Origin of the sequence: Nostoc sp., from assembly GCF_036919495.1 — a bacterium.
Classification (GTDB): Bacteria; Cyanobacteriota; Cyanobacteriia; order Cyanobacteriales; family Nostocaceae; genus Nostoc.
On record NZ_JBALBZ010000198.1, the window covers coordinates 30,500 to 52,904 of the forward strand.

21 protein-coding genes are annotated in these 22,405 nt (G+C 43.1%); 9 read left to right on the forward strand and 12 right to left on the reverse strand.

The genetic code is table 11. From position 1 onward, the window contains the following. Positions 1-104: 104 nt before the first annotated feature. The 3 genes from V7K25_RS27890 (at position 105) to V7K25_RS27900 (ending at position 2,822) form a co-directional block, all read left to right on the forward strand. Positions 105-806 (forward strand): Crp/Fnr family transcriptional regulator, encoded by a 702-nt coding sequence (locus V7K25_RS27890; protein WP_335162689.1) that lies wholly within the window; start codon positions 105-107, stop codon positions 804-806. 13 nt (positions 807-819) lie between these two features. After that, positions 820-1,560, forward strand: a complete 741-nt coding sequence (locus tag V7K25_RS27895; RefSeq protein ID WP_335162637.1) for a DUF2232 domain-containing protein — start codon at positions 820-822, stop codon at positions 1,558-1,560. Positions 1,561-1,622: 62 nt separating this feature from the next. Further along, positions 1,623-2,822 carry a nicotinate-nucleotide--dimethylbenzimidazole phosphoribosyltransferase gene (locus V7K25_RS27900; protein ID WP_335162639.1) on the forward strand — a complete coding sequence of 400 codons (1,200 nt, stop codon included), beginning with the start codon at positions 1,623-1,625 and terminating at the stop codon, positions 2,820-2,822. A 451-nt stretch (positions 2,823-3,273) separates the two neighbouring features. Here V7K25_RS27900 and V7K25_RS27905 read toward each other — a convergent pair whose 3' ends face one another. Next, complete coding sequence (locus tag V7K25_RS27905; RefSeq protein WP_335162641.1) at positions 3,274-3,645, reverse strand: hypothetical protein; 372 nt, start codon at positions 3,643-3,645, stop codon at positions 3,274-3,276. A gap of 357 nt (positions 3,646-4,002) precedes the next feature. On the opposite strand from V7K25_RS27905, the gene V7K25_RS27910 reads away from it, so the two are divergent. Beyond that, positions 4,003-5,184 (forward strand): extracellular solute-binding protein, encoded by a 1,182-nt coding sequence (locus V7K25_RS27910; protein WP_335162643.1) that lies wholly within the window; start codon positions 4,003-4,005, stop codon positions 5,182-5,184. Between the two features lie 100 nt (positions 5,185-5,284). On the opposite strand, the gene V7K25_RS27915 is transcribed toward V7K25_RS27910, so the two are convergent. Together V7K25_RS27915 and V7K25_RS27920 are read right to left on the reverse strand one after the other, a co-directional pair. After that, on the reverse strand, positions 5,285-5,785 hold the full coding sequence (locus tag V7K25_RS27915) for a hypothetical protein (RefSeq protein ID WP_335162691.1): 501 nt from the start codon (positions 5,783-5,785) through the stop codon (positions 5,285-5,287). A gap of 133 nt (positions 5,786-5,918) precedes the next feature. Continuing rightward, complete coding sequence (locus V7K25_RS27920; protein WP_335162645.1) at positions 5,919-6,695, reverse strand: class I SAM-dependent methyltransferase; 777 nt, start codon at positions 6,693-6,695, stop codon at positions 5,919-5,921. 134 nt (positions 6,696-6,829) lie between these two features. Between V7K25_RS27920 and V7K25_RS27925 the strand changes: the two genes are divergently transcribed. Further along, positions 6,830-7,717, forward strand: coding sequence for a LysR family transcriptional regulator (locus V7K25_RS27925; RefSeq protein ID WP_335162646.1), 888 nt, complete (start codon positions 6,830-6,832; stop codon positions 7,715-7,717). Positions 7,718-7,739: 22 nt separating this feature from the next. Here the strand turns inward: V7K25_RS27925 and V7K25_RS27930 are convergent, their stop codons facing one another. From V7K25_RS27930 to V7K25_RS27950, 5 genes are all read right to left on the reverse strand, one after another. Beyond that, positions 7,740-10,334, reverse strand: a complete 2,595-nt coding sequence (locus tag V7K25_RS27930) for a U32 family peptidase (protein WP_335162648.1) — start codon at positions 10,332-10,334, stop codon at positions 7,740-7,742. Positions 10,335-10,484: 150 nt separating this feature from the next. Then, positions 10,485-11,135, reverse strand: coding sequence for a DUF3226 domain-containing protein (locus V7K25_RS27935; RefSeq protein WP_335162650.1), 651 nt, complete (start codon positions 11,133-11,135; stop codon positions 10,485-10,487). Between the two features lie 2 nt (positions 11,136-11,137). Continuing rightward, a complete protein-coding gene (locus V7K25_RS27940; protein WP_335162652.1) occupies positions 11,138-12,280 on the reverse strand; it encodes an AAA family ATPase in 1,143 nt (380 codons plus the stop codon). 98 nt (positions 12,281-12,378) lie between these two features. Next, entirely contained in the window at positions 12,379-12,996 is a 618-nt protein-coding gene (locus V7K25_RS27945; RefSeq protein ID WP_335162654.1) for a Uma2 family endonuclease, read from the reverse strand. A gap of 159 nt (positions 12,997-13,155) precedes the next feature. Beyond that, positions 13,156-14,961 (reverse strand): ABC transporter ATP-binding protein, encoded by a 1,806-nt coding sequence (locus V7K25_RS27950; protein ID WP_335162693.1) that lies wholly within the window; start codon positions 14,959-14,961, stop codon positions 13,156-13,158. Positions 14,962-15,227: 266 nt separating this feature from the next. On the opposite strand from V7K25_RS27950, the gene V7K25_RS27955 reads away from it, so the two are divergent. After that, positions 15,228-15,449, forward strand: coding sequence for a hypothetical protein (locus V7K25_RS27955; RefSeq protein ID WP_335162656.1), 222 nt, complete (start codon positions 15,228-15,230; stop codon positions 15,447-15,449). 34 nt (positions 15,450-15,483) lie between these two features. Next, positions 15,484-15,684: a ParE family toxin-like protein gene (locus V7K25_RS27960; RefSeq protein WP_335162658.1), complete on the forward strand. Its 201-nt coding sequence runs from the start codon at positions 15,484-15,486 to the stop codon at positions 15,682-15,684. A gap of 292 nt (positions 15,685-15,976) precedes the next feature. Here the strand turns inward: V7K25_RS27960 and V7K25_RS27965 are convergent, their stop codons facing one another. Both V7K25_RS27965 and V7K25_RS27970 read right to left on the reverse strand, forming a co-directional pair. Then, positions 15,977-17,107 carry an aldo/keto reductase gene (locus V7K25_RS27965; RefSeq protein ID WP_335162660.1) on the reverse strand — a complete coding sequence of 377 codons (1,131 nt, stop codon included), beginning with the start codon at positions 17,105-17,107 and terminating at the stop codon, positions 15,977-15,979. Between the two features lie 267 nt (positions 17,108-17,374). Continuing rightward, on the reverse strand, positions 17,375-17,872 hold the full coding sequence (locus V7K25_RS27970) for a bifunctional nuclease family protein (RefSeq protein WP_012406891.1): 498 nt from the start codon (positions 17,870-17,872) through the stop codon (positions 17,375-17,377). A 340-nt stretch (positions 17,873-18,212) separates the two neighbouring features. Between V7K25_RS27970 and V7K25_RS27975 the strand changes: the two genes are divergently transcribed. Next, positions 18,213-18,890 carry a riboflavin synthase gene (locus tag V7K25_RS27975; protein WP_335162662.1) on the forward strand — a complete coding sequence of 226 codons (678 nt, stop codon included), beginning with the start codon at positions 18,213-18,215 and terminating at the stop codon, positions 18,888-18,890. Positions 18,891-19,005: 115 nt separating this feature from the next. Here the strand turns inward: V7K25_RS27975 and V7K25_RS27980 are convergent, their stop codons facing one another. After that, positions 19,006-20,637, reverse strand: a complete 1,632-nt coding sequence (locus V7K25_RS27980; protein ID WP_335162664.1) for a peptidoglycan DD-metalloendopeptidase family protein — start codon at positions 20,635-20,637, stop codon at positions 19,006-19,008. 89 nt (positions 20,638-20,726) lie between these two features. After that, a complete protein-coding gene (locus V7K25_RS27985; RefSeq protein ID WP_335162665.1) occupies positions 20,727-21,545 on the reverse strand; it encodes a biotin--[acetyl-CoA-carboxylase] ligase in 819 nt (272 codons plus the stop codon). A 77-nt stretch (positions 21,546-21,622) separates the two neighbouring features. On the opposite strand from V7K25_RS27985, the gene pgeF reads away from it, so the two are divergent. Continuing rightward, complete coding sequence (pgeF, locus tag V7K25_RS27990; protein ID WP_335162667.1) at positions 21,623-22,402, forward strand: peptidoglycan editing factor PgeF; 780 nt, start codon at positions 21,623-21,625, stop codon at positions 22,400-22,402. The last annotated feature ends 3 nt before the right edge of the window (positions 22,403-22,405 follow it).

A 22,405-nucleotide genomic window follows, 5' to 3' on the forward strand; every position in this document is an offset into this window, starting at 1 on the left:
TTTAGTTTTCTTTTTGAAAGGGAGCTGTGCAATGATAGCTTAGGCTGAAAATGGCGCTCCTGTTTGTTGTGTGTATATATAGCCGCTTGAATAAAGATGTCGTAATGGAAGACCGATATAGCTTGCAAGCACAGGCTAATTCCTGGATGATCACCTCGGCTCCCTTTTTTCAAGGGTTGTCAGAAACTGCTGTAGAATCAGCTCTCATCCATCTTGTTACCCGCACTCACCCAGCCAATCAGGTAATTCTGCTAGAAAATGACTGGGGCGGTTCTGTGTATTTTATTCTGGACGGATGGGTAAAAATTCGCACCTACAATCTGGAGGGAAAAGAGGTAACGCTGAATATTCTTGGTAAAGGGGAATTGTTTGGTGAAATGGCGGCGCTAGATGAAGTGCCTCGATCTACAGATGTGATTACCTTGGCCCCAACGATAATTGGGAGTATGCCTGCTCAGGATTTTGTCAAGTTACTTCAGATAGAACCCTTAGCGGGAGTTCGATTGGCGCAACTAATGGCACGACGTTTGCGGCAAGTAAATCGCCGATTGCGGTTGCGGGAATCTGATAGCCAGTCACGGGTAGCAGATACGTTGGTATTTTTGGCAGAAGGACAGGGAAAAAAAGGGCAAACAGGAACCGAAATCCCCAATTTACCTCATCGAGAATTGAGTAGTTTGAGCGGACTGGCGCGGGAAACTGTGACAAGAGTCTTGACAAGGCTAGAAAAAAAAGGCTTGATTAAACGGGATCAAGACACTATTTGTATTCCCGATTTGTCAGCCTTAGAAAGAATGATCGTTTAAAAACTTGTCAGATATGAGTATTTTAGATTCTTTGCCAGATGAGCCAGAGGAAGATCCATCGCCTGAGCCTCTAACTCCCCATAATCATTGGTTAGACAAAGAACAGCAGTTAATGCCTCCTCAACTCAAAGCTGATGCGCCCTTAAGAATGGTGGAAACGGCGTTTTTAGCAAGTGCCGCTAGCTTAATTTGGTTTATAAATTTTTACTTTCCCTTGGGGCCAGTTTTGCGGATATTTTTTCCGGTACCGATCGCTTTAGTTTATCTGCGTTGGGGCAGGCGTGCGGCATGGATGGCAGCACTCACCTCCGGGTTACTGCTGACGGTACTGATGGGGCCAGCCCGCAGTTTGCTGTTTGTCATGCCCTACGGGTTTATGGGCGTGCTTTTAGGAGCAACGTGGTATCGTCGTCGTGTTCCTTGGATTACTTCCATCACCTTGGGTACGCTGTTGGGTACTTTGGGAGTCTTTTTTCGACTGTGGTTGCTGTCTGTTTTGTCAGGTGAAGACCTATGGATTTATGTAATTACCCAGGTAACTGAGTTCATAGAGTGGGTATTTTTTAACTTAAGTTTATTGACGAGTCCCAGTGTGTTTTTGATTCAAGTGGGAGCGATCGCTTTAATTGTACTCAACAACTTTATCTACCTTTTTGTGGTACACCTGGCAGCATGGTTGCTTTTTGATCGTTTGGGTAACCCCATTCCCCCTCCACCACGTTGGGTACAAGTGCTCATGGATTATGAAGGATAGTGAGGAGTTGTGAGTTAATAGTTATGAATTAAACTCCTAACTCCTAACTTTTAACTTTCCAAATGATTAGTATTTATACTCAAAAAGAACAGGGTGAAGAATGGCTACGACGGTATCGTGGCTGTTTGCCCCTATTTGCCTGTGTTTTAGGATTTACTGAAACTGGTTTAATTCCGGAGATTTCAGCAGCCGGTCGCACTCCAGAGGATCGGAAATATACTGCTTGTGCCGATGCCGAGTTTTTGTACTATGGCCCAGAATATAAAGCCCAATATCCCTTACCACCATTAGCGGCAGGGGCTTCACCTGTGCTGATTTCTCGCGCTGTCTTTGAGTCACTAAAGATACCAGTTCATTTGTTTAATGCTGGTTTACCTCAGCCTCCAGCTGTGCCAGTAATTGATTTGGGCGGTACGGCTGCTCGGTGTTTAAGTAGTGGTGCTGCTATGGAAATCACAACGGTACATCACTTGTTTAAACAAGGGCTACTTTGGGGCGAACGCCTTGCTGCCAATAACCAACATAAGTATGTAATTCTCGGTGAGTGCGTCGTTGGAGGCACTACAACTGCCTTGGCAATCTTGACTGGTTTGGGTATAGATGCTGCTGGAAAAGTTAACAGCAGCCACCCTATTTGTAACCACGCGCAAAAGTGGGCGCTAGTGCAAGCTGGGCTGGAGAAGATGAGGGGGAGCAGGGAGCAGGGCGCAGGGGGAGATGAGGGAGCAGGGGGAGAAAATTTTACTTTGTCCTCATCTTCCTCATCTTCCCCAGTTAACCCCTTGCAACTCGTCGCTGCTGTGGGCGATCCGATGCAAGTGGTGGTAGCTGGGATGGCGATCGCTGCTAGTCGGAGTTGTGGTGTAATGCTCGCTGGTGGGACGCAAATGCTGGCGGTTTATGCGCTGATCAGTGCGATCGCTCAAACTTACGCCTTATTATGGCAACCAGAAGAAGTAGTTGTAGGCACAACTCGCTGGGTGGCAGAAGATCCTACTGGCGCTACAGTTGACTTAGCCCTCAGCTTAGAAAAAGCCAGCTTAACTCAGAGTGGAAGAACCCCTCCCCTATTAGCAACTCATCTAAGCTTTGCTGATTCTCGTTATCCCCAACTCAGAGCTTATGAGCAGGGCTTTGTGAAAGAAGGTATGGGTGCTGGAGCAGCTTGCATAGCCGCTCATCTTAGCCAAAATTGGCAGCAACACCAGCTTTTGGCAGCCATTGAAGCCCAACTTGAACGGCTAAGTACAGCATCTTATTAATTTATAGCGAATTAAATTCGGCAAGACTCTGCGCCCCACCAAACTTATAAACGGAGGTTTCCTCCGATGCTACTTCTCTGTGCGTTTAAAAATCTTGCCCAGCATGACAGAAGAATTAGAATAAACTATGAATTAGAGTTTTCCCTTATTTATGAGCCTCATAATTCCCGATGACATCTCCAAGCATCAAACATGACTGAGGATGAACTGAAATTAGAAATTGCCATCTTGCTTTATCAGCTGAGGTATGGACTAAAAGCCTATACGTAGATATATCATACTATTACGTAAATATATATAATAGTATGTTTAAGTTTTTTATCAATTTGATAGGTGGATTAGTTGCTTATATTTATATATATGCTAACAAAGCCATCACTCGACATTGAACCTAAAGGCTTGCTTTCTCTACCTCCAGCCATTTTTGTTATTCGTTTAACTCAGGCTAAATTTAATGAATTCTCTCTCTAAGTAATTGTTCTTCCAAGGCAGCAATGCGATTGTATGCTGCTGTTAATTGCGCTGTCAGTCGTTGTATTTGAATTTCTGGTGTTATATTATCTCCACCTTGACGATGCATATCTAGATAAATGCCATCTATCAAAACATCCTTGTGTTCCATTTCTGGATTTAAATTGTTACGTCCTTTGAACTGGTAGCCACCAGTTGCGCCATTTTCCTGCTCATTATGCTTTGCTTGTGTATTCGCTAAAGAACACTCTGAGAAAGCTTGAGCTACTTTAACGTCAAGCTGCCCAATCACTTGGCAGAGCGCATCCAATTTTTCGCTTAAAGTCAGGATTTGCTTCTGTAATGGCTCCATTTAATACCCTCATCCGTACATTTTCTATATGTTATTCAATTTACTCTCAACCTTAACTATACTTATGGATTATTTAAGTATTGATAATTTTTGGTGCAAAAGTGACATTTAAATCATTAATTCTAAATATTAAGTAAAACTTGACTATAAGTACTAATAAGGAAAATTATGGAGAAAAACTAATATTTAGGTGTATGTATGCCGAAAAATCGTTATTTTGAGTCAATTAGTTTAAATTATCGTTATTAACAACAAAAAATACCGCTAATTTACTAACTACAGTTTTTCAGTTAGTCAGCCTCTGGTGAATCTCTGTTTAATATTAGGTATAATCAAAAATCTCAAAATCCAAAATCAATGGATCGACGGTCGTTTTTGCTAGGTACAAGCACACTGGCACTTTCACAACTGCTTTTTGGCTGTGGTGGAAACAAGCAGATGCAACTAAAAGTACAGTTATTAAAAGGTTCTATACCTGGTCAGGTAGTTAATCAATTCCACAAAAGTTTGCAGCAACAGGTACAGTTAAAGTTTGCTCCAGTTGAGCAGATACAAGGTTTATTTCAGCAATTACAAAATTGGCAGCAGAAACCAAAAACCACTGATGAGAAGGGATGGAGACGGTTTATACCCTTTATGCAAGGTCAAAAAACAGCTGATGCAGACCTAGTGACATTGGGAGATTACTGGCTAAAAGCAGCTATTGAGCAGAAACTGATTCAACCACTCCAAGAGGTGCAGGGAAACCAATTAAAGCAGTGGTCTGCTTTAGATGAAAGGTGGAAACAACTGGTAACACGCAACGACCAAGGTAACTTGGATACTCAAGGGAAGGTGTGGGGTGCGCCTTATCGGTGGGGTAGCACAGTGATTATTTATAACCGTGACAAGTTGCAGAAATTGGGATGGACGCCGAAAGATTGGAGTGATTTGTGGCGAGATGGATTGCAGCAGCACATTTCGCTACTCAATCAACCACGAGAAGTTATTGGTTTAGTCTTAAAGAAGCTAGGAAAATCTTATAATACAGAGAATATTGACCAAGTACCAGACTTGGAAAAGGAATTACAGACATTAAACCAACAGGTAAAGTTCTACAGTTCCAATAACTACTTAGAACCTCTAATTATGGGAGACACTTGGCTCGCAGTTGGTTGGTCAAGCGATGTATTGCCAATTCTGGGACGTTATCCGCAACTTGGTGCAGTTATTCCCCAGTCAGGAACAGCAATCTGGGCAGACTTGTGGGTACGTCCCGCAGGTATTACTACTAAGAGTAGTTTATCAGATCAATGGATTGACTTTTGTTGGCAACCAAGTACAGCTAAACAAATTTCGGTGTTGACCAAAAGTAATTCGCCAATTTCTACAAATCTGGTCGCTCCCGATATCCAAGAAGCATTACGGAGCATTTTACAGAGCGATGTCTACGACGGGCTAGGCCTACGCCAAGTTTTTGACAAAAGCGAATTTTTGCTTCCCTTACCCCCATTAGCAATAAAACAATACGAGTCTTTATTCGCCAAAATTAAGGTTTAATTAGGAATTGGGCAATTCAATTTTAGATTTTGGATTGACAATTTTAGATTGAAATTTAATCCAAAATCTAAAATCTAAAATTTTTACTCTCCCTAAATTATTAGAGTGAACGCTCTAACCCTATCTTGTTCTTAACAGTCGTTTGAATACTGCATAAAGCTGGACTTGTACTAAAGTTACAAGTATAGGTTCCCAGGGGTTCTTTTTGATAATTAAATACCCGGACGTTGTAACCAAAGTTCCGTGCAGTGCTACCCAAGCGATTTACGAAGTCGTAACGTTCTACATAGTCTAGTAAGCTCCAAATTTGCTGATTCACAATCAAGTCTACTCTTGCAGGTTCTTTTTCAGAAGGTGGATATGCTATCCAATTATCTAATAGCTTTCTTTCAGAGTTTTGTTGTGCCCACCATAAACTAGGAACGGTTAATCGTTCTGGATTTATGGTGTTAGCTGTGATTACATAGTCTTTCGGCTTAGTCAATAAGTCTAGTTCCAGAGGCGCATTAGAAGGTGATGGGATTGGGGGGGTTTGCGCTAGCGAGGGCGGAACTAGTAAAGTGGTGAGGCTAATGGTTAGTAATAATGAAAGTGATCTCAGGCGTTGGCTGCGCCAACGCCTGCCGTAGGATGCCCAAAGGGCTGTAGGGCGATCGCACAATTTAGGTATATGCATAGCTGATACTAATTCGTAATTCGTAATTAAGGCAATAGTAAAAATTCGCACATTTTAATTAAAGTTTAATGGCAACGATGCGAATTCTTCGATAGTCTGCTATCCAAGTTCCTTGTTGATACAGTCTTGGCTTAAGATATTCCTCAACGACGCGAATTACTTGTATTTGTTGCTCACTAGAAAGTCCTGCTAAAAAAGTGCAAGCGAACATCCCAATCCAGTTTGCCATACCTGCTTCTCCTTCTGCTAAAGGAGTTGGACGAGCAAAAAGCATGGCATGAATAACATCAAAGCCTTGCTGTTCTAGTAAGGTGGCGTATTCACCAATACTAGGGAAGTACCAGGGATTTAGGGCTTGTATGGGGATATTAATTGCTTCTAAGGCGCTTTCTAAAGCTGTGGCGATCGCTTGCACATTTCCCTTACCACCGAATTCTGCCACAAAACGGCCTCCGGGTTTTAGGGATTGATGGATGGAAGCGATCGCACTATCTGCTTCTTTCACCCAATGTAATACAGCGTTGGAAAACACAGCATCTAATGGCTTGTCTACTTGAAAGTTGCTAGCATCAGCAACATTAAAACGGATATGAGGATAATTTTGTCTGGCCTTTTCGATCATCGCGGGTGCAAAATCAACTCCCATGACTTCAGCACCAGCTTGGGCAATTTTTTCTGTGAGTTGTCCCGTACCACAGCCAAGATCCAAAATGGATTCTCCTGGCTGAGGGTTGAGGAATTTTAGTAAGTCCTCACCATACTGCCAGACAAAGGCGTGTTTATCTTGGTAAAGAGCAGCATCCCAAGAATTTTTAGGTATTGAAAGATTATTCATAAGTAGTGAAATTATAGTGTGTTGATTTGCCGATTCATCACCGCCTGATCATCACAATAAAAAAGATTTTTAATTATGTCCAATATATATTTTTACCTTAACTAATATTTTAAAGATATGAGTTTAGGTAACAGATGGAATTACGACACTTGCGCTACTTTCTCACCTTGGCCGAAGAATTGCACTTTGGACGGGCGGCGGAACGATTGCACATTGCCCAACCTCCCCTAAGTCAACAAATTCGGCAGCTAGAGGGAGAATTGGGTTTTGAACTGTTTTACCGCACGAAACGAAAAGTACAGTTAACAGAAGCGGGGCAAGTGTTTCTGGATGAAGTGCAGCAAATTATGAGGCAATTACAACAGGCAATCCAAGTTGGGCGGCAAACCAGTCGTGGCGAAATTGGACAGTTGGTGGTCGGCTTTGTTAGTTCTGCGGCGTATAATATTTTGCCAACTATTCTGCGAACTTTTCGTAGTTGCGTTCCTGGTGTGAGCATCGAGTTGCATGAACTGACTACAGATCAGCAGTTAGAGTGGTTACGAGAAGGTCGAATGGATGTAGGATTATTGCGTCCACCTGTTGAAGAAAATAGATTTAGTTGCGAAACGATTTTTCAAGAGTCGCTGATGGTGGCACTACCGGAAGCGCATTTGCTAGCGAATCAATCTAATGTGTGTTTGACATCCCTTGCCAATGAACCGTTTATTTTATTTCCCAGGATATTAGCACCAGGACTTTACGACTTAATCATTAGTCTCTGCCAGCAAGCAGGCTTTAGTCCCAAGGTTGCTCAAGAAGCTATCCAGATGCAAACTATTGTCAGCTTAGTAGCAGCCGAGATGGGTGTGGCGATCGTGCCAGCATCTTTGCAAAACCTGCAACGGATTGGGGTAATTTATAAAACTTTAGAAGAACCTAGCCAAAAAGTAGCCATCGCAATAATTTGGCGAAAAAACGAGACATCTCCAACTGTGTTGCGGCTTGTGGAGATAGTTAAACAAGCTGCCCAGCAGTGGTGAATAGGGCAGCTTGCAATAATTATTATCGCAATGCAGATACTCCCATAGGGCCACGAGTTACACCCAATTGATTTTGCAGTTTCAACTCGCGCCAGAGTTGAGAACCTGTAATCTTGCCTTGCAGTAGTTGAGTATAAAAATGTATTGTTTTACTCACTTGTTCTGGTGTTTCATTGACAAACTCGATGCGAAACTGACGTAATCCCAGTTGTATGAGGCGCTGTACGTACTCGGCTCCAGTTTGAGCAGTGCCGTTAAATACAGTATTGCGACAACCTACATCTGCTTTGAGGACATGTTCGCTACCAACGCGATCGCGCAATTTTACTTCCTGCTTTTCACAAGGTCGTCCACAGTTAGTGTAGTCTGTACCTGTCGATAGAAAGGCACAAAATACACAATGTTCCATGTGAAACATCGGCATGTGTTGATGGATTGTCACCTCAAACCACTGGGGTGGACAACTAACGAGCAGGTCTTGTAGTTGGGTAATATTCAGATCGTAGGATGCCGTCAGCCTTTCTAAACCAAAGTGTTGCTGAAAGTAGTCTGCTGTTAAAGGATTAGCAACGTTGAGCGAAAAATCTCCAATACAACGGTCTTGAGCAAAGAATTGCAATTGGTCATAGTTGCGTATTAGATAGCCATCTGCTTCTGAAGCACGTACTTGCTGCAAAATCCAATTTTCCCCCGGTTTGGTAATTCGCGGAGGTGCAACCCAAATTGTAGGGAGTAGGGATTGTTGCCTTTGTTTATGTACTAGCTGCACGCCTTCTCGGTAGGCGCGGGGGTCTTCAAATTCACAGTATAGGGTTTCAATACCAGCTTTCAGGGCAGCTTGGAGTTGCTTGAGGTTTCGTACTAAGACGATGAGTGAGGGAGATGTAGCTTTAGTTTCTTGCAGGGTGGGGAATGAGGGACATGAGGAGGGTAGTAGGTCTTGGAAAGAGACATCAGAACGTAATTGCCAGCGTTTGGGTTGACTTCGCAATTCTTCCAACTGTGCTACGATTTCCCGCCGCATCCGGTTCAATTCACTTACGGGTAGCATAAAAGTACCACTGAGGTGGTTAGTTAGCGTTCCCAAACAGAAAGGTGTGTTACCTAGACGACCGAATTGTTCTTGTAAACGGTCTGTATCTAAAGGTTTGGTGTGCGCCTCCACCAGAGAAATTGCAGACTCTATTTGGACAATATTACCGAGTTGATCGCGGGCGATCGCAATCAACGCCTGACCGATTTCTCCATAAACCTCCAAGTCAATCGGACGCTGAAATTGAGGATTCTCGCCAGCAAAACTTTGACGTAGTTGCTTATCGAGTTCTGGATCGCTGGTTTTCCAAATGCGATCGCCTATATGCACTCGGCGCAGGTTCAAGTCATTTCGCCCAAATGTCAGCATGGTTTCTTTACCTTTGGACACCACAGCATAAACCCGACCGCCTTCTTCCTTCGCCTCTGGATGACCGCAGTCAAATACAATTCCATCTCCCGGTTTTACAGGCGCTTCCAGTTTGACTGTTACCTGTTCGTTGTGAATGCGGCTAACTTCACCTAAATAAACCCCACGTTTTTTACCAAAGCGGGCGTGAACTAGTTCCTGATTATTAATCCCGCCAAACCAACCTGTGTAGAGTCCGCGAGAAAATGCCATTTCTAGGTTGTAGTGTTCTCGATCTGATTGACCTCTCCCCCAGCCCCTCTCCGAAGCGGAGAGGGGAGCTTTTATTCCCTCTTCCCTACAAGGGAAGGGTCTTTCCAATTCCGTCATCACACCATCCAAAGCTTGCCGATAAACACGGGTGACATTAGCAACATACTCTGGGGCTTTCAAACGACCTTCAATCTTGAGACAAGTTACTCCTGATTTGACTAAATCTGGCAGAACATCTAACCCTGCTAGGTCTTGAGGACTAAGTAAATATTTGCGTTCTTTTAAATTTACAACTTCGCCATCAGCGATTAAATCGTAGGGCATCCGGCAAGCTTGGGCACATTCACCTCGATTAGCAGAACGTCCGCCTAAAGCCTCGCTAGTCAAACACTGACCAGAATACGCCACGCACAAAGCACCGTGAACAAAGACTTCCAAGGGCAGCGAAGTTTCTTGTAAGGCAATCTGCTGCTGTATTTTATTGATTTCCTGAAGAGAACATTCACGCGCCAGCACTACCAATTGACAACCGAGGGACTTGGCGAATTCCACTCCAGCCGCACTGGTGATGGTCATTTGGGTGGAAGCATGGATGGGAAAATCAGGGGAAAGGTGACGGATGAGACGGCATATTCCTACATCCTGGACAATCACCGCATCCACACCTGCTGCAATAATTGTGCGGAGATATTGCTGTGCTTCTGCTAGTTCTTTGGGAAATATTAGTGTGTTGACAGTGACATAACCCTTTACGCCACGATGGTGGAGGAATGCCATCAATTGGGGTAAGTCTGCCTCAGTAAAGTTTTGTGCCCGCATTCTGGCGTTGAAGCGATCCAAACCGAAGTAAATCGCATCTGCCCCATTTTCCACAGCAGCTTTAGCACAGTCCCAATTACCTGCTGGCGCGAGTAGTTCAGGGCGTTGAAGGGAGAGTTGGGTAAGGGAGCGATCGCTTTTCATCAGATTTAGGGAGGGTTAACTAGCACCATAGTGATTTTATCGAAGTTATTGGGTGAGGGGCGTAGGCATAGCCCACCCTACTCCTACGGGGAAGCAAGCTATGCATAGCGTTTCGCAGAGAACATATCGCTTTTTTAAAATAGCAAAATATTATAAGTTGTACAGATTTTTAAACCATATTAAAAATGTCTGCGTCTTTGAATGTTGAGGATTCAGAAATTCATACTTTATAGCTTGATGAAGTTGTCTTCCTGGCTCTTCTTGCCATGCTAGCCAAGTGTAAATTTTAGCTTTATCAAGATAAGAATCTTTGAATGATGCTCCTTTGTTTTTTGCTTCTTGTGCTACTTCCTGAGCATATTGCCAAATAGTTTCGCCTTCATCTCTAATCATGTAAGCTAAAAACGTCTCTAGCATACCTCTCATTTGGTTATCTGGCATAATCCAGATACCAAACTTAATTCCGTTTTTTGTAACGTGGATAAGTCCTGTCTCTGATATTTCTTTAGGAATGTCAGGTATACTTGGCAAGCAAGCGTTTCTTATACTCATCCAACGTGCAGGTAAATCTTCATCTGCGTCTATTATCACACCTAAATTGGTGAGTCCTGATGCTTGTAATTCAGTAGAGATAAGGTTTGCATCAATATTCTCGTAACCTCCACAATCTTGTATTGATACAATTGCTTCCCTTTTGTTATTACCCCAACGAATTCCGTTTTTTTCTATTAATTCTGGTATGACTCGTAAATCTTCCGGCCCTTCTACTAACAGCTTCTTGGGTTCATAACTTTTTGTCATTACTAACGTACCTCAATTTCTCTTTGAGCAGCAATGACAATTTGAGGTTCCGTGAAGACTACACTTGTTTCTTTGCCTTTTTCAATTCTGTGAATTCTAATACCATCCTCAGTGGTATCTTCTTGCTCTGCAATACTAGCTAAACTTGTCCAACAATCACTATTGTGTGTAGTTGCGAAAACTTGCACATTTAATCTTTTGGCTGTATCCCAAATCAGTTCCCACATATCAGACATCGCCGTAAAATGGAGTCCGGTATCAATCTCATCAACAAATAAGTATCCATCTTTAGCACACACTGTAGCTAGTGCTAGTCCTAAGATACGCCAAATACCATCACCCATACTGCCAATTGGTACACGCTGATTACTATCAGAAAGAAGTACAAAAAAACCGCCCCGCGAATCTAAGGAATACCTAGACTTTCGAGAACTAACTGGAGCAATGCGTTGAATTTTAGAGTCTATTCTATGAAGTGCCTGCTCTACAAGTTTTTCTTCAGGCGTTAGTACTATCTGATCAAATAGTTCAATCATCTTCTCGGTTCCTAAAGAAGATGATGTGACAAATTGTATTTTTGGTGATGAATTTTTAGTATCTCTACGCAATTGCCGAGTATAATCTTCTACAAAAATCCCGCCATTAACTGATAGCGGTAGTCTCCAAAGCTTTTCTTCTCGCCCATAATTCCACTTAATATTGAAATCTAGTTCCTTTAATGCATCTGGGACTTCATCATCTAGAAACTCAGGCAATGAGCTAGGTAGCTCTTTTGAAGAAATTTTGCGTACTTCTATTGATACAATAAGCTCCTCTTGAATATTGCCATTAGTACCTGTTATTGAAAATTTGCTCCCCAGTTCAATCTCGTGACCATAAAAAAGATGACGAACATCAAGGTCTTGAGCTTGACCTAACCTTAATCTACGTTCACTACGTTCATCATCAAAAAAATATTCACTCCGGTTAGTCATTGTCTGACGTAGTGGCTCAAGATTATTGCGTGAGCATAAAAGTTGAATAGCTTCTAGTATTGATGTTTTACCGATATTGTTTTTACCAACGAGCAGGTTGATTCTACCAAGCTGCTGAAGCTCGAAAGATTGGAAACTACGGAAATTATCTATTTTTATCGTCTTCAACATAATTTTGCTAGCCGGAGACAACAAAGAGGTAATGACTGATATTACTATAAGCAGTCTTGATACTTTTCACTCTAGCAAAGAGAAATAACCCATTTCCCTTATTTTAATTTTTCGCCATCAGCACTTTCCCCTTCTGACTCCACAGGCTCAAACTTAACTTTGTTATATAAATCCTGTAAGGAAATCTCAAAGGGTACGGTTACAAGTGCGATCGCTTCATCTTCTTCATCATATTCACGAAGCGTCCATTGCTTTTTCCCAGTTTTGGAAAATTGATCTACATGAATTCGAGTTTGATCAATTAATAGATATTCTTGGAAAGTAGAAATAGTTCGGTAACCCTGAAATTTATCTTCGCTATCGTAGCCTTTGGTAGATTTTGATAAAACCTCAACAATAACCTGGGGATTCAGAATTATATCCTTTCGGTTGTTAAAAAACTCTGGTTCATCTGCCAGAATCATCACATCTGGATAGGTATAGGTACGCTTTTCGAGTATCCATAGACGAACATCACCCATAAAAACCCGGTAGTTCTGCTTTTTAAAAGCGAAATTTAACTCAGTACTTAAGTTGAGTGCTATTTGATTGTGATTTACTGTTCCACCCGCCATAGGAATTATTTGCCCATCAATGTATTCACTTTTGTACTCAGCAGCTTCTTCTAGCTCTAAATATTCCTCTGGAGTATAGTATCGCTGTTTTGTTATTTGCATAATTTTATCCAATGTTTAACGATACAGAGGTCTAGTGACCCATGTTTACTGAACAGTTTAACGTGGTTAGATTAGAGGTGTTATGTGCTTTCTACAAAATAAGCGTAGGCGCAGCCCAACCTAGTCATCGCTATCTAAATTCACAAAGTAGCTCACATCCTATTGATAACCGGCTGCTTGTAACAGAAACAACTTAGCATAACGTCCTCCTAGCTGTAACAGTTCTTCGTGAGTTCCTTGTTCTATAACTTCCCCATTTTCTATAACTAGGATTTTGTCAGCCATCCGTACTGTTGAGAAGCGATGGGAAATCAAAAGTACCATCTGATTTTTAGTAATAGCGCGAAAATGATTGAAAATCTCAAACTCAGCTTGGGCATCTATTGCTGATGTTGGTTCATCTAACACCAAGATATCTGCTTGCGATCGCATAAAAGCACGAGAGAGAGCAATTTTTTGCCACTGTCCCCCAGAAAGTTCCTGTCCTCCCTTAAACCAACGACCAAGTTGAGTCTGGAAGCTTTGGGGTAATTGGTCGATAAAAGATTGGGACATGCCTTTTTCAGCAGCAGTTCGCCAACGAGTTTTGTTTTCGAGATGTTCTACATCTCCAACGCCAATATTTTCCCCTACAGTGAACTGATAGCGGACAAAGTTTTGAAAAATCACACCTATCCGACGCCGCAGCACATCCACATCCCATTCTTGCAAATCCAAGCCATCTAAGAAAATTCGCCCAGAGTCAGGGGTGTAGAGTCGGGTAAGTAGTTTGATTAAGGTAGTCTTACCGGAACCGTTTTCACCGACAATTGCCAGTTTCTCTCTGGGTTTCAAATGCAGCGAAATATTTGTCAACGCTGGTTTGGAACTCCCTGGATAAGTAAATGATACGTTCTCAAAACGGATGCCATCTTGGGAATTTAAACCAATGGTTGCTTTACCCCAAGATTTTGGTACTTCCTCCTCCAGGAAATCGTAGAGATTTGAGAGATATAGGTTGTCTTCATACATCCCTCCAATAGAAGTGAGGGCATTGGAGAAAGTAGACTGTCCTTGGCGAAACACAGTGAGATACATTGTCATATCTCCCAAGGAAATCTTACCTAGCACTGTTTCCAGGACAATCCAAGCATAAGCCAGGTAAAAAGCACCAGTACTGACTAAACCCAGGAGATACCCCCAAAATCCTCGCCGGAGAGTCAAATCGCGGTCTTCCCCATAAAGTTGCTCAAACAGATTGCGGTAACGCCCTAGCAGCATCTCTCCTAGCTGGTAGAGTTTAACTTCTGTGACAAAATCTTCTCTTGCTAGCAGATTTTCTAAGTAGTTCTGTTGACGAGTTTCTGGCGCACGCCAACTAAACAAGCGAAAGCCTTCTCCAGCAAACTTTGTTTCGGAAATAAATACAGGCATAGCTGCCAAAATCAGCACCACCACCGCCCAACCTGAGAAATTTACTAACAAAATACCGTAGGTGAACAGGGAAAGAGCATTTTGCACTAACCCAAAGGTGCGGTTTACTAAAGAAAGGGGACGAACTGATGCTTCTCGTCGCGCATTAGTCAATTTGTCATAAAATTCTGAGTCTTCAAACTGCCTAAGATCGAGTGTCAGCGCCTTTTCTAAGATGAGTACATTCACTCGCTGACCCATTAGCGCCCGTAATAACGACTGACAAATGGTGATTCCCCGTTGGCTGCCTGCTAGTAAAATTACAGCGATCGCTTCTAATCCTACATAATATAGGGAAGGATAAATATTGACAAAACCATTGTGTGAGTTAACTTGAGAGGCAAGTACCACTGCATCCACAATTAACTTACTAATGTAGGATATCGCCGCCGGTAAAAGACCAGCAACTATTGTTAAACTCGCCAGAAGAATAGTAAGCGATCGGCTAGTAGTCCATACTAGGCTTACAGCCCGTCCACTGTAGCGGAAAACCGTTAGTGATTGGCGGAGGATATTTCTTTTTTTTTAATCTTCATCTTTATTGCCGCGAGATAGCCCAGCTTGGGCGGAGCTTCCTGACTCTATTAAATCTTTATTAATTTTACATTTTTATCAGAATGTTGGCTGAAAACCCCGAAGTTGAAACCTAAAAACTAGTTTTGTAGGGTGTGTTATTCCGTAGGCTAACGCACTAGGGTGTTAACTTTGTACCATTTTAGTTGACCTCTAAGCTATAATTAGTGGGCATATATGTCTACTTTTAGTATGTGGAGTACCCGATGAACACTCGCCTAGAAGTTGAATCAGCAATCAAGCAATTATCAGAGGATGAAGTTCGCAATGTGGCAAAATGGCTTCAAGAATATCTCGATGAGATGTGGGATCGGAAAATCGAAGTGGACTTGGCATCAGGAAAATTAGATCGTCTCATTGCTCAAGCAGAGGAGGACATTGCAGCAAACAACGTGAGGGATCTGGATGAAGTCCTTTGCGACTGCTGATTTTTGGAAAGCGTATGCCGAGTTGTAAGCTGAGATGCAAGAGCAAGCGCGGAAAGCTTATCAACTCTGGCAGGAAAATTCACTTCATCCCTCGTTGCATTTCAAAAAAGTTGGTAAAAACCTTTGGTCTGCCCGTGTCAGTGGTGGGTATCGAGCATTAGCTTTGAAAAAGGGCGACGATTATTATTGGATTTGGATCGGTGATCATGATCAATATGAGAGTTTTTTGAACTAGCCCGTTGCGACAAGCCAGCTAACAACGCAGTGGAGCGGACGGAACAGATGCTTCGCGCTACGTTCTAGTCTACTCGACGCCGCTCACTTGTGCCGTTATACGTCGTTATATATATAGCTCCAGAGGGCGCGATCGCCCAGCACCAAAGCCGAGATGCGATCTAACAAAGTCAACCAGAAAACCAGAAAGGATGTTTACCTGTGGGAGAAATAACCTTTTTCAGATGTTATAACAAATCTGGGGTTAATTTTCTTCAGAATCATCGAAAGGATATAGCCCCCTTACCTCTTCCTCAACCCCACAATCTCCTACCTGCTTTCCCACTTAATTTTTGGTGAGCATCTTCTAACAAAGCTGGAATATCTAATTTTTCTGGACACCGAGGTAAACAATCACCGCATTCTGTACAACGGTTGGCTTTCATGCCAGGGAACCAGTGACCGGCATTTTCAAACATTCCGTAACGATATTGGCCATAGTCAGTCATATCGTATGCCACTGCAAGATTTCGTAACCGCAACACCTCTGGAATATTGATATTTTCTGGGCAGGGCAAACAAGCATAACATTGACTACACTTATCAGTTTCTAAAGCAACTTTTTGGTGATTTTCTAACCGTTCAAAAGCAGAATTTTCGGCTGATGTTAACTCTCCATCATCGTCAGCCATTCGCAAAGGTTCTCTTAATTCATCTGGGTTTGCTGGCCCTATACTCATAGTAGTAATACGGTTATCGGCAAGTAAAAAGCGATAGTTTAGCTCTAAGGGTGAATACGGATAACACAGGTCTTTTAGTGTTTGGGGTGGTGTGTAGAGGCGTCCGCCCTTATCAGCAGGGGAAATAATGAAAATGCCCATGTCCTTTTCGGCAGCTAGTTGAATCGCTGGTGCGTGCCGTTGGAAAAAATAGTAATAATGCAGATTGACAAATTCAAAACAATCTGTATTTATTGCAGCTTGAATTACTTCTAATGACCCGTGGCTAGAAAAACCAACGTGTCGGATTCGTCCATCAGCAACAGCTTCTTCTACGGCTTGCATACAGCTATTTTTGGCTTGCACCCACTCTAAATGTTGCCAGGTGTTCAAGCCATGAACGCCTAAGCAATCTAAATAATCTAGCTGTAATCGTTCTAGGGATTCGTTGATGCACCGACGCATGGTGTCAGCATCTGCTGTGGCTGAGATTTTGGTAGTGATATAAAGCTTCGTTCGGGGTACTGACAACCCAGCTTTTAACGCCCTACCAAGATACTCCTCACTTTTGCCGTAACCTCTGGCGGTTTCTAGATGATTAATTCCTAGTGCTAAGGCTTGTTCGATAGTCTGGTGAGCATTTTCAAAATCAGCCAGGTAGCGCATTGTTCCCAGAGAAAAAACCGAGAGGCACAGATTCGTTTTCCCAAAGCGTCGGTATTGCATCTTTAACAAAGGTTAGGAGTTAGGGAGTTATACCAATTCGCAATTCGCAATTCGCAATTCGCAATTAAAAAACTTAGAAGCAGCAAGACTTTCCTGATTTACATCAGTTGCCTCATTTTGGAGAATTGGTCTTAGGAGTTAAAAGTTAGGAAAGGAAGTAATTCATAACTCTTAACTCCTAGCTTTTTTTGCTTATGAGTTAGGAGTTGAAGCAAAATCACTTATAATTCATAACTGCTAACTCATAACTCATAACTCATAACTTTTTTAGCTGTCGCCATTACCAAAGCGCTTAATCAAATCTTCAGGACGGAGATTGGAAATAAATTCACGGAAGGCTTGCTGTTCGGCTTCATCTGCATCACGATCAACAGGGATAGAAGCATCGGCAATCACTTCTTCCATTACCCAAATGGGGGTATTTGTACGGAGGGCAATGGCGATCGCATCGCTAGGACGCGCATCAATTTCTTTTTTGACCTCGCCTTGCTGGACGATTAAAGCTGCATAAAATGTATCCTTTTGCAGGGAATGAATGATCACCTTTTCTAGAGTCATATTCCAAGTCTCTAGAAGATTCACAATCAGGTCGTGGGTTAAGGGTCTGGGAGGCTTCTGATTCTCCAGCGCACCCATAATTGCCCTAGCCTGTTCCTGACCAATGTAAATTGGCAAAGCCCGCCGATCTGAAGAATCTTTCAAAAGGACGATCGGGCTGCGGGTTATGGCATCTAATGCTATGCCAGCGACTTTCATTTCAATCATTGCCTAAGCCTCTACAATGCTTTGAGAGCCTTGGATGCTGTGTAACAAATAGTACCCCTTTTTAGGCGGTTGAGCGACAGTAATAAACATAAGCATTCGTTCTCTATAATTGCTTCTATTAAACTCCGAACTTGTGGTGAAAACCAGAGTAAGTCAAATTGGTCTTCTTAGACAATAACGTTCTTACCCAAGTATGCCCTGTGAAGGATGCTAATGTGTTAATATTCCTATACGAAAAAAAGTCAGAAAATATACTTGGATGTTGGAGATTTCTGTGAGAATTACCAATTGATTTCAAGCAAAAATAGGCAATAACTAGAGTTAGTTTGACAAAAAAGCCGTGTTTACAGGATTAATCCAGGCATTAGGAACGATGGAACCCTTAGGGGGGGATTCTTGGCAAATTACTTGTGTAAGTCATTCGTGTGAAGTAATTATGCAAGATTTGGCTTATGGTGACAGTGTTGCAGTAGATGGTGTTTGCTTGACAGTTGAAAAAGTTTTAAAAGATGGCTTTATTGCCACGGCTTCACCAGAAACGCTACGCCGCACGACGTTGGGAGGTGAGCAAACGCAACAGAGATATGTAAATTTAGAAGCGTCGCTAAAGGTGGGGAGTAAAGTTGGCGGTCATTTTGTGATGGGTCATGTAGACGGCATCGGTCGATTACTAGTGGCAGAACAAACGGCTAGTTCTTGGGAGATGACCTTTATTGCATCCGAGGCGATCGCACGGTATATTGTCCCCAAAGGTAGCATAGCTGTCAATGGCATCAGTCTCACAGTAGCCGCATATCAGCCAGAACTCTCTCAATTCAAGGTGGCAGTAATTCCCCTCACATACACCGAGACAAATCTTCGCTATTTGCTCCCTGGGAGTTGGGTGAATCTAGAAGGGGATATTCTCGGCAAATACGTCGAAAAATTCCTTTACCCTGGAAACTCAAAGACCACCACTGATGAAACTAGTATGGATGGCATTACACCCGCATTCCTAGCAGAACACGGGTATTTGTAATTGTGGGAATGGGGAGTAGAGTATTAAGAATGGGGCATTGGGCGTTGGGCATTGGTTTCTTCCTCATCCCCCTCATTCCCCTCATCTCCCACTCCCCACTCCCCAATCCCCAGTTTCAACTACCTGGTTCCTGACTTACCTGAGCAGTTTGTAAGCCTCGCACTAACTGGCTGAGGGCGCTTTGTAATTCCACGCCTGGGTCAGTAGCAACCCACCCGTTCGGTGTCAGATGACGGACTTCAAAGTGCAGGTGAGGGCCTGTGGAGTTCCCGGTGCTGCCAACTAGCCCGATAACAGTTCCAGGTTGTACCCATTGACCGGGTTGAACAAGGATTTGTGACATGTGACCGTAGAGAGTTTGTTCAGCAGATTTGTGATTTAGAATAACGGTTAAACCGTAACCACCGACCCAATTAGCAGTTTCCACTTGACCAGCAGCAGCGGCCAAAACAGGCGTACCGGTAGGCGCACCTAAGTCTGTACCAGCATGAAAGCGTTGATTACCTGTGATTGGATGAATTCGCCAACCAAACAAAGAAGTAATAGGAGCGGGTATAGACAAGGGATACATCATTCCCATACCACTATAGGCAACTCTCCCTACGTAGGGGATTTGCGGCAATACTGATGCCAGTGAGAAGTCATAAGCTACGGTGCTAGGGCGGGGTGCAATGTTACCATCTGCCATTGGTGGAGGTAAAGTTCCGCCGCTCGGTGCAATGGGAGTTGCACTTACTCTCGTGGGGCTGAACTCGCTAGGACTTGGTATAAACCGATTAGGGCTAAATTCGCTCTTGCTGACACCGCTAGAACCAGTTTGAGTTGGAGTAGTACGCCATCTGCTGGTATTGCCAGTAGAAGATGCAATCTGCCGCACAGGTGGAACTACTGCTAATTGTGCATTTTGACTTCTTCTAAGCCAAGTAGGTGCTGGTTTACTATTAGAATCAGCTACACTCCTTTGCGGTACTTTGGCGCAAACGCCGCCTAATAGACTTTGCCCTGAAGGCAAAATGGCTCGACAACCACTGGAGCGTTCTGTGACAATTACAGAATTTGGTGCTTGATAAGTAGCTGTAGCACCACTGTCATAACTATTAGGATCAATATAGGCGTTATTATAATCCTTGGTTTTTTCTGCCGTTGCACTGACAGGGCTGTTGGAGTTATTTGATGGTTGAGCAACTTCTGGAAGTTTTTCAGGTAAAGAGCGGAAAGAGGTATTGGGTTTTTCCTGTCTTACCCGTGCCGGAGTAACTTGGGATGCTTCTACCTTGGGTTTTGACTGTCTGATAATCACAACAGGTTGGACAGCTTCGATTTTGGGTGTAGACTGCCTAACTGGCTCTTTTGATTGAGCAACCTCTGGCTTGCCTAATCTCTTTCTGAGTCTGGTTCGCCGTTGGGAAAATTCCGGTTGTGCTTGAGCGGCTTCGGGCGTAACAGCCTGCTTTTTAACACTGAGCGTACCCCTGCGGGGAAGCAAGCTACGCGTAGCGTCTCGAAGAGAAGCCGAAGTGTTAACTGGATTTGTAACTGCTGTTGGCTGGGAACTTTCAACTGTGGGAACTATGTTGTCTATTTGTGTTTCCGTTTGGGCAAACACAAAGCCGCCGCTAAGGAGGCTGACGCTACTCAGCCAACAGAGGCTCTGAGCTGGTAGTGTTGAAGCAAAACGTTTTTTTGTTAGACCTTGCTGCCATAAGTAATGCAAACGATGAGGGGCAGAATTTTTGCGCTGCGTCATTTGTTCTCTCAGTTGTGTGTAATTAGCCTAAAGAGATGATGCTAGTGGTTTGTCTTGCCCAAAGAGCGAAATTTGAACAAACCTCAAATTTAAACGGAAGATTTATGGTACCCCAAACTGATTGTACCGGGTTCAATATAAATTTCCGGTGTAATTAGTTCCTTTGTATCATGTGTTTCTAAATCAACTCGTAAATTTCCTTGCGATGTCACCCCAACTACTGTACCTGAAAGATTATTGATGTAGACGCGATCGCCCATATTTATAAGCAAATCTAAATAGCGAGACAAGAGTACCTTTACTCCTTCTTGGCAAAGACACTCGATACCGGATTCTATTCCTAGCAAGACTTTAGAGGTGAGCATTTCCAGACAAGTAATTGGTCTGAAATCTTGAGAAGCTTGCCACGATTCCAGATTGATTCCAGTTTCTGGTACTGAGTTTGTCCAGTTAATACCAACACCAATTACTGCTTGAGTAATTTGTCCTTTGTTTACTTTGGTTTCTGTCAAAATGCCGCCTAGTTTGCGACCATTTAAAACTAAATCGTTGGGCCATTTTATCCCAACATCAACACCGCATTGGCGCAATTGAGACGCAATTCCCCAAGCAGTAGCGAAAGTTAGCTGATAGCTGTCAGTAGCCTCTATTTTGTGGTCGAAAGAAATCGCTACAGAAATATATAATCCGCCAACCGGAGAAATCCATTGGCGTCCCCATTGTCCCCGCCCAGCAGATTGAACAGTTGCGATTACGACTGTTCCTGAAACAGCCCCTTGGTTGAGTAAGTTCCAGAGGGTTTGATTTGTTGAAGAGACGCTTTCAAAAAAGTGGAGGGAAAATGGTAAATATGTATACTTACGCCCTGCCTTCAAGGCTGCTTCCAAGTTTTGCAAATTAAATCCCACAGCAATTAACCCAAATTCCGTTGTTCAAGTTAGCATTGATTGGCTGATGAGTGGTTTCTGTTTAGGTTTGGTTTAAGATGCACACTTGGCACTGGCGCAATTGGGAAGGACTGCCCTATCTAACTTGTAGTATTCTGGAACGTTGGCATCACGGCTTCTTTACCCAGCAGTTTTGGCCGCGATCGCCACAAGTTATCACAGAAGTATTGCAACCAGAGGCATCAGTCTATCGCTTAAAGCAGGTTCATGGCAATACTATTCTCACCCCCCAACAAGTCGAGAGCTTCTTAAGCACTGCTGGGGAGGATTTAGCATCGGCGGATGGTTTAGTTAGCGAACAGCCTCTCCAAGCCGTTTGGGTAGCTAGTGCAGATTGTACACCCGTGTTGATTGGGGATGTACAAACTGGACAGGTAGCGGCATTACACGCAGGCTGGCGAGGAACTGCTAAGAAAATTGTCCCCTTAGCGATCGCTCGATTACAATCTCAAGGCAGTAAATTAGATGATTTACGCATTGCGATGGGGCCAGCGATCACTGGTGAGGTTTATCAAGTCTCTATCGAAGTGGCTGCCGAAATTGGGGCTAGCATCGTACCATATAACGACGAAGAAAAAATTGTTCAAGCATTACATGAATTACCAGATTCACCCTTACTGGAAGACCCCAATCCAGGAAAGGTAAGGTTAGATGTCCGGCGAGTGAATAGCTTACAACTGGAAAATATGGGGATTAGTGCAGAACAAATTGCGATCGCACCTCATTGTACTTTCCAAACTCCAGAGCATTTCTTTTCTTACCGCCGGGAGAAAGAGAAAAAAGTTCAATGGTCAGGTATTGTTAGCGGTAAAAGATAAATC

Bases quoted from the DNA above. Each gene is read 5' to 3' on its own strand.
- V7K25_RS27890 (WP_335162689.1), top strand. From the start codon at position 105: ATGGAAGACCGATATAGCTTGCAAGCACAGGCTAATTCCTGGATGATC.
- V7K25_RS27895 (WP_335162637.1), top strand. From the start codon at position 820: ATGAGTATTTTAGATTCTTTGCCAGATGAGCCAGAGGAAGATCCATCG.
- V7K25_RS27900 (WP_335162639.1), top strand. From the start codon at position 1,623: ATGATTAGTATTTATACTCAAAAAGAACAGGGTGAAGAATGGCTACGA.
- V7K25_RS27905 (WP_335162641.1), bottom strand. From the start codon at position 3,645: ATGGAGCCATTACAGAAGCAAATCCTGACTTTAAGCGAAAAATTGGAT.
- V7K25_RS27910 (WP_335162643.1), top strand. From the start codon at position 4,003: ATGGATCGACGGTCGTTTTTGCTAGGTACAAGCACACTGGCACTTTCA.
- V7K25_RS27920 (WP_335162645.1), bottom strand. From the start codon at position 6,695: ATGAATAATCTTTCAATACCTAAAAATTCTTGGGATGCTGCTCTTTAC.
- V7K25_RS27925 (WP_335162646.1), top strand. From the start codon at position 6,830: ATGGAATTACGACACTTGCGCTACTTTCTCACCTTGGCCGAAGAATTG.
- V7K25_RS27930 (WP_335162648.1), bottom strand. From the start codon at position 10,334: ATGAAAAGCGATCGCTCCCTTACCCAACTCTCCCTTCAACGCCCTGAA.
- V7K25_RS27935 (WP_335162650.1), bottom strand. From the start codon at position 11,135: ATGACAAAAAGTTATGAACCCAAGAAGCTGTTAGTAGAAGGGCCGGAA.
- V7K25_RS27940 (WP_335162652.1), bottom strand. From the start codon at position 12,280: ATGTTGAAGACGATAAAAATAGATAATTTCCGTAGTTTCCAATCTTTC.
- V7K25_RS27945 (WP_335162654.1), bottom strand. From the start codon at position 12,996: ATGCAAATAACAAAACAGCGATACTATACTCCAGAGGAATATTTAGAG.
- V7K25_RS27955 (WP_335162656.1), top strand. From the start codon at position 15,228: ATGAACACTCGCCTAGAAGTTGAATCAGCAATCAAGCAATTATCAGAG.
- V7K25_RS27960 (WP_335162658.1), top strand. From the start codon at position 15,484: ATGCAAGAGCAAGCGCGGAAAGCTTATCAACTCTGGCAGGAAAATTCA.
- V7K25_RS27965 (WP_335162660.1), bottom strand. From the start codon at position 17,107: ATGCAATACCGACGCTTTGGGAAAACGAATCTGTGCCTCTCGGTTTTT.
- V7K25_RS27970 (WP_012406891.1), bottom strand. From the start codon at position 17,872: ATGATTGAAATGAAAGTCGCTGGCATAGCATTAGATGCCATAACCCGC.
- V7K25_RS27980 (WP_335162664.1), bottom strand. From the start codon at position 20,637: ATGACGCAGCGCAAAAATTCTGCCCCTCATCGTTTGCATTACTTATGG.
- pgeF (WP_335162667.1), top strand. From the start codon at position 21,623: ATGCACACTTGGCACTGGCGCAATTGGGAAGGACTGCCCTATCTAACT.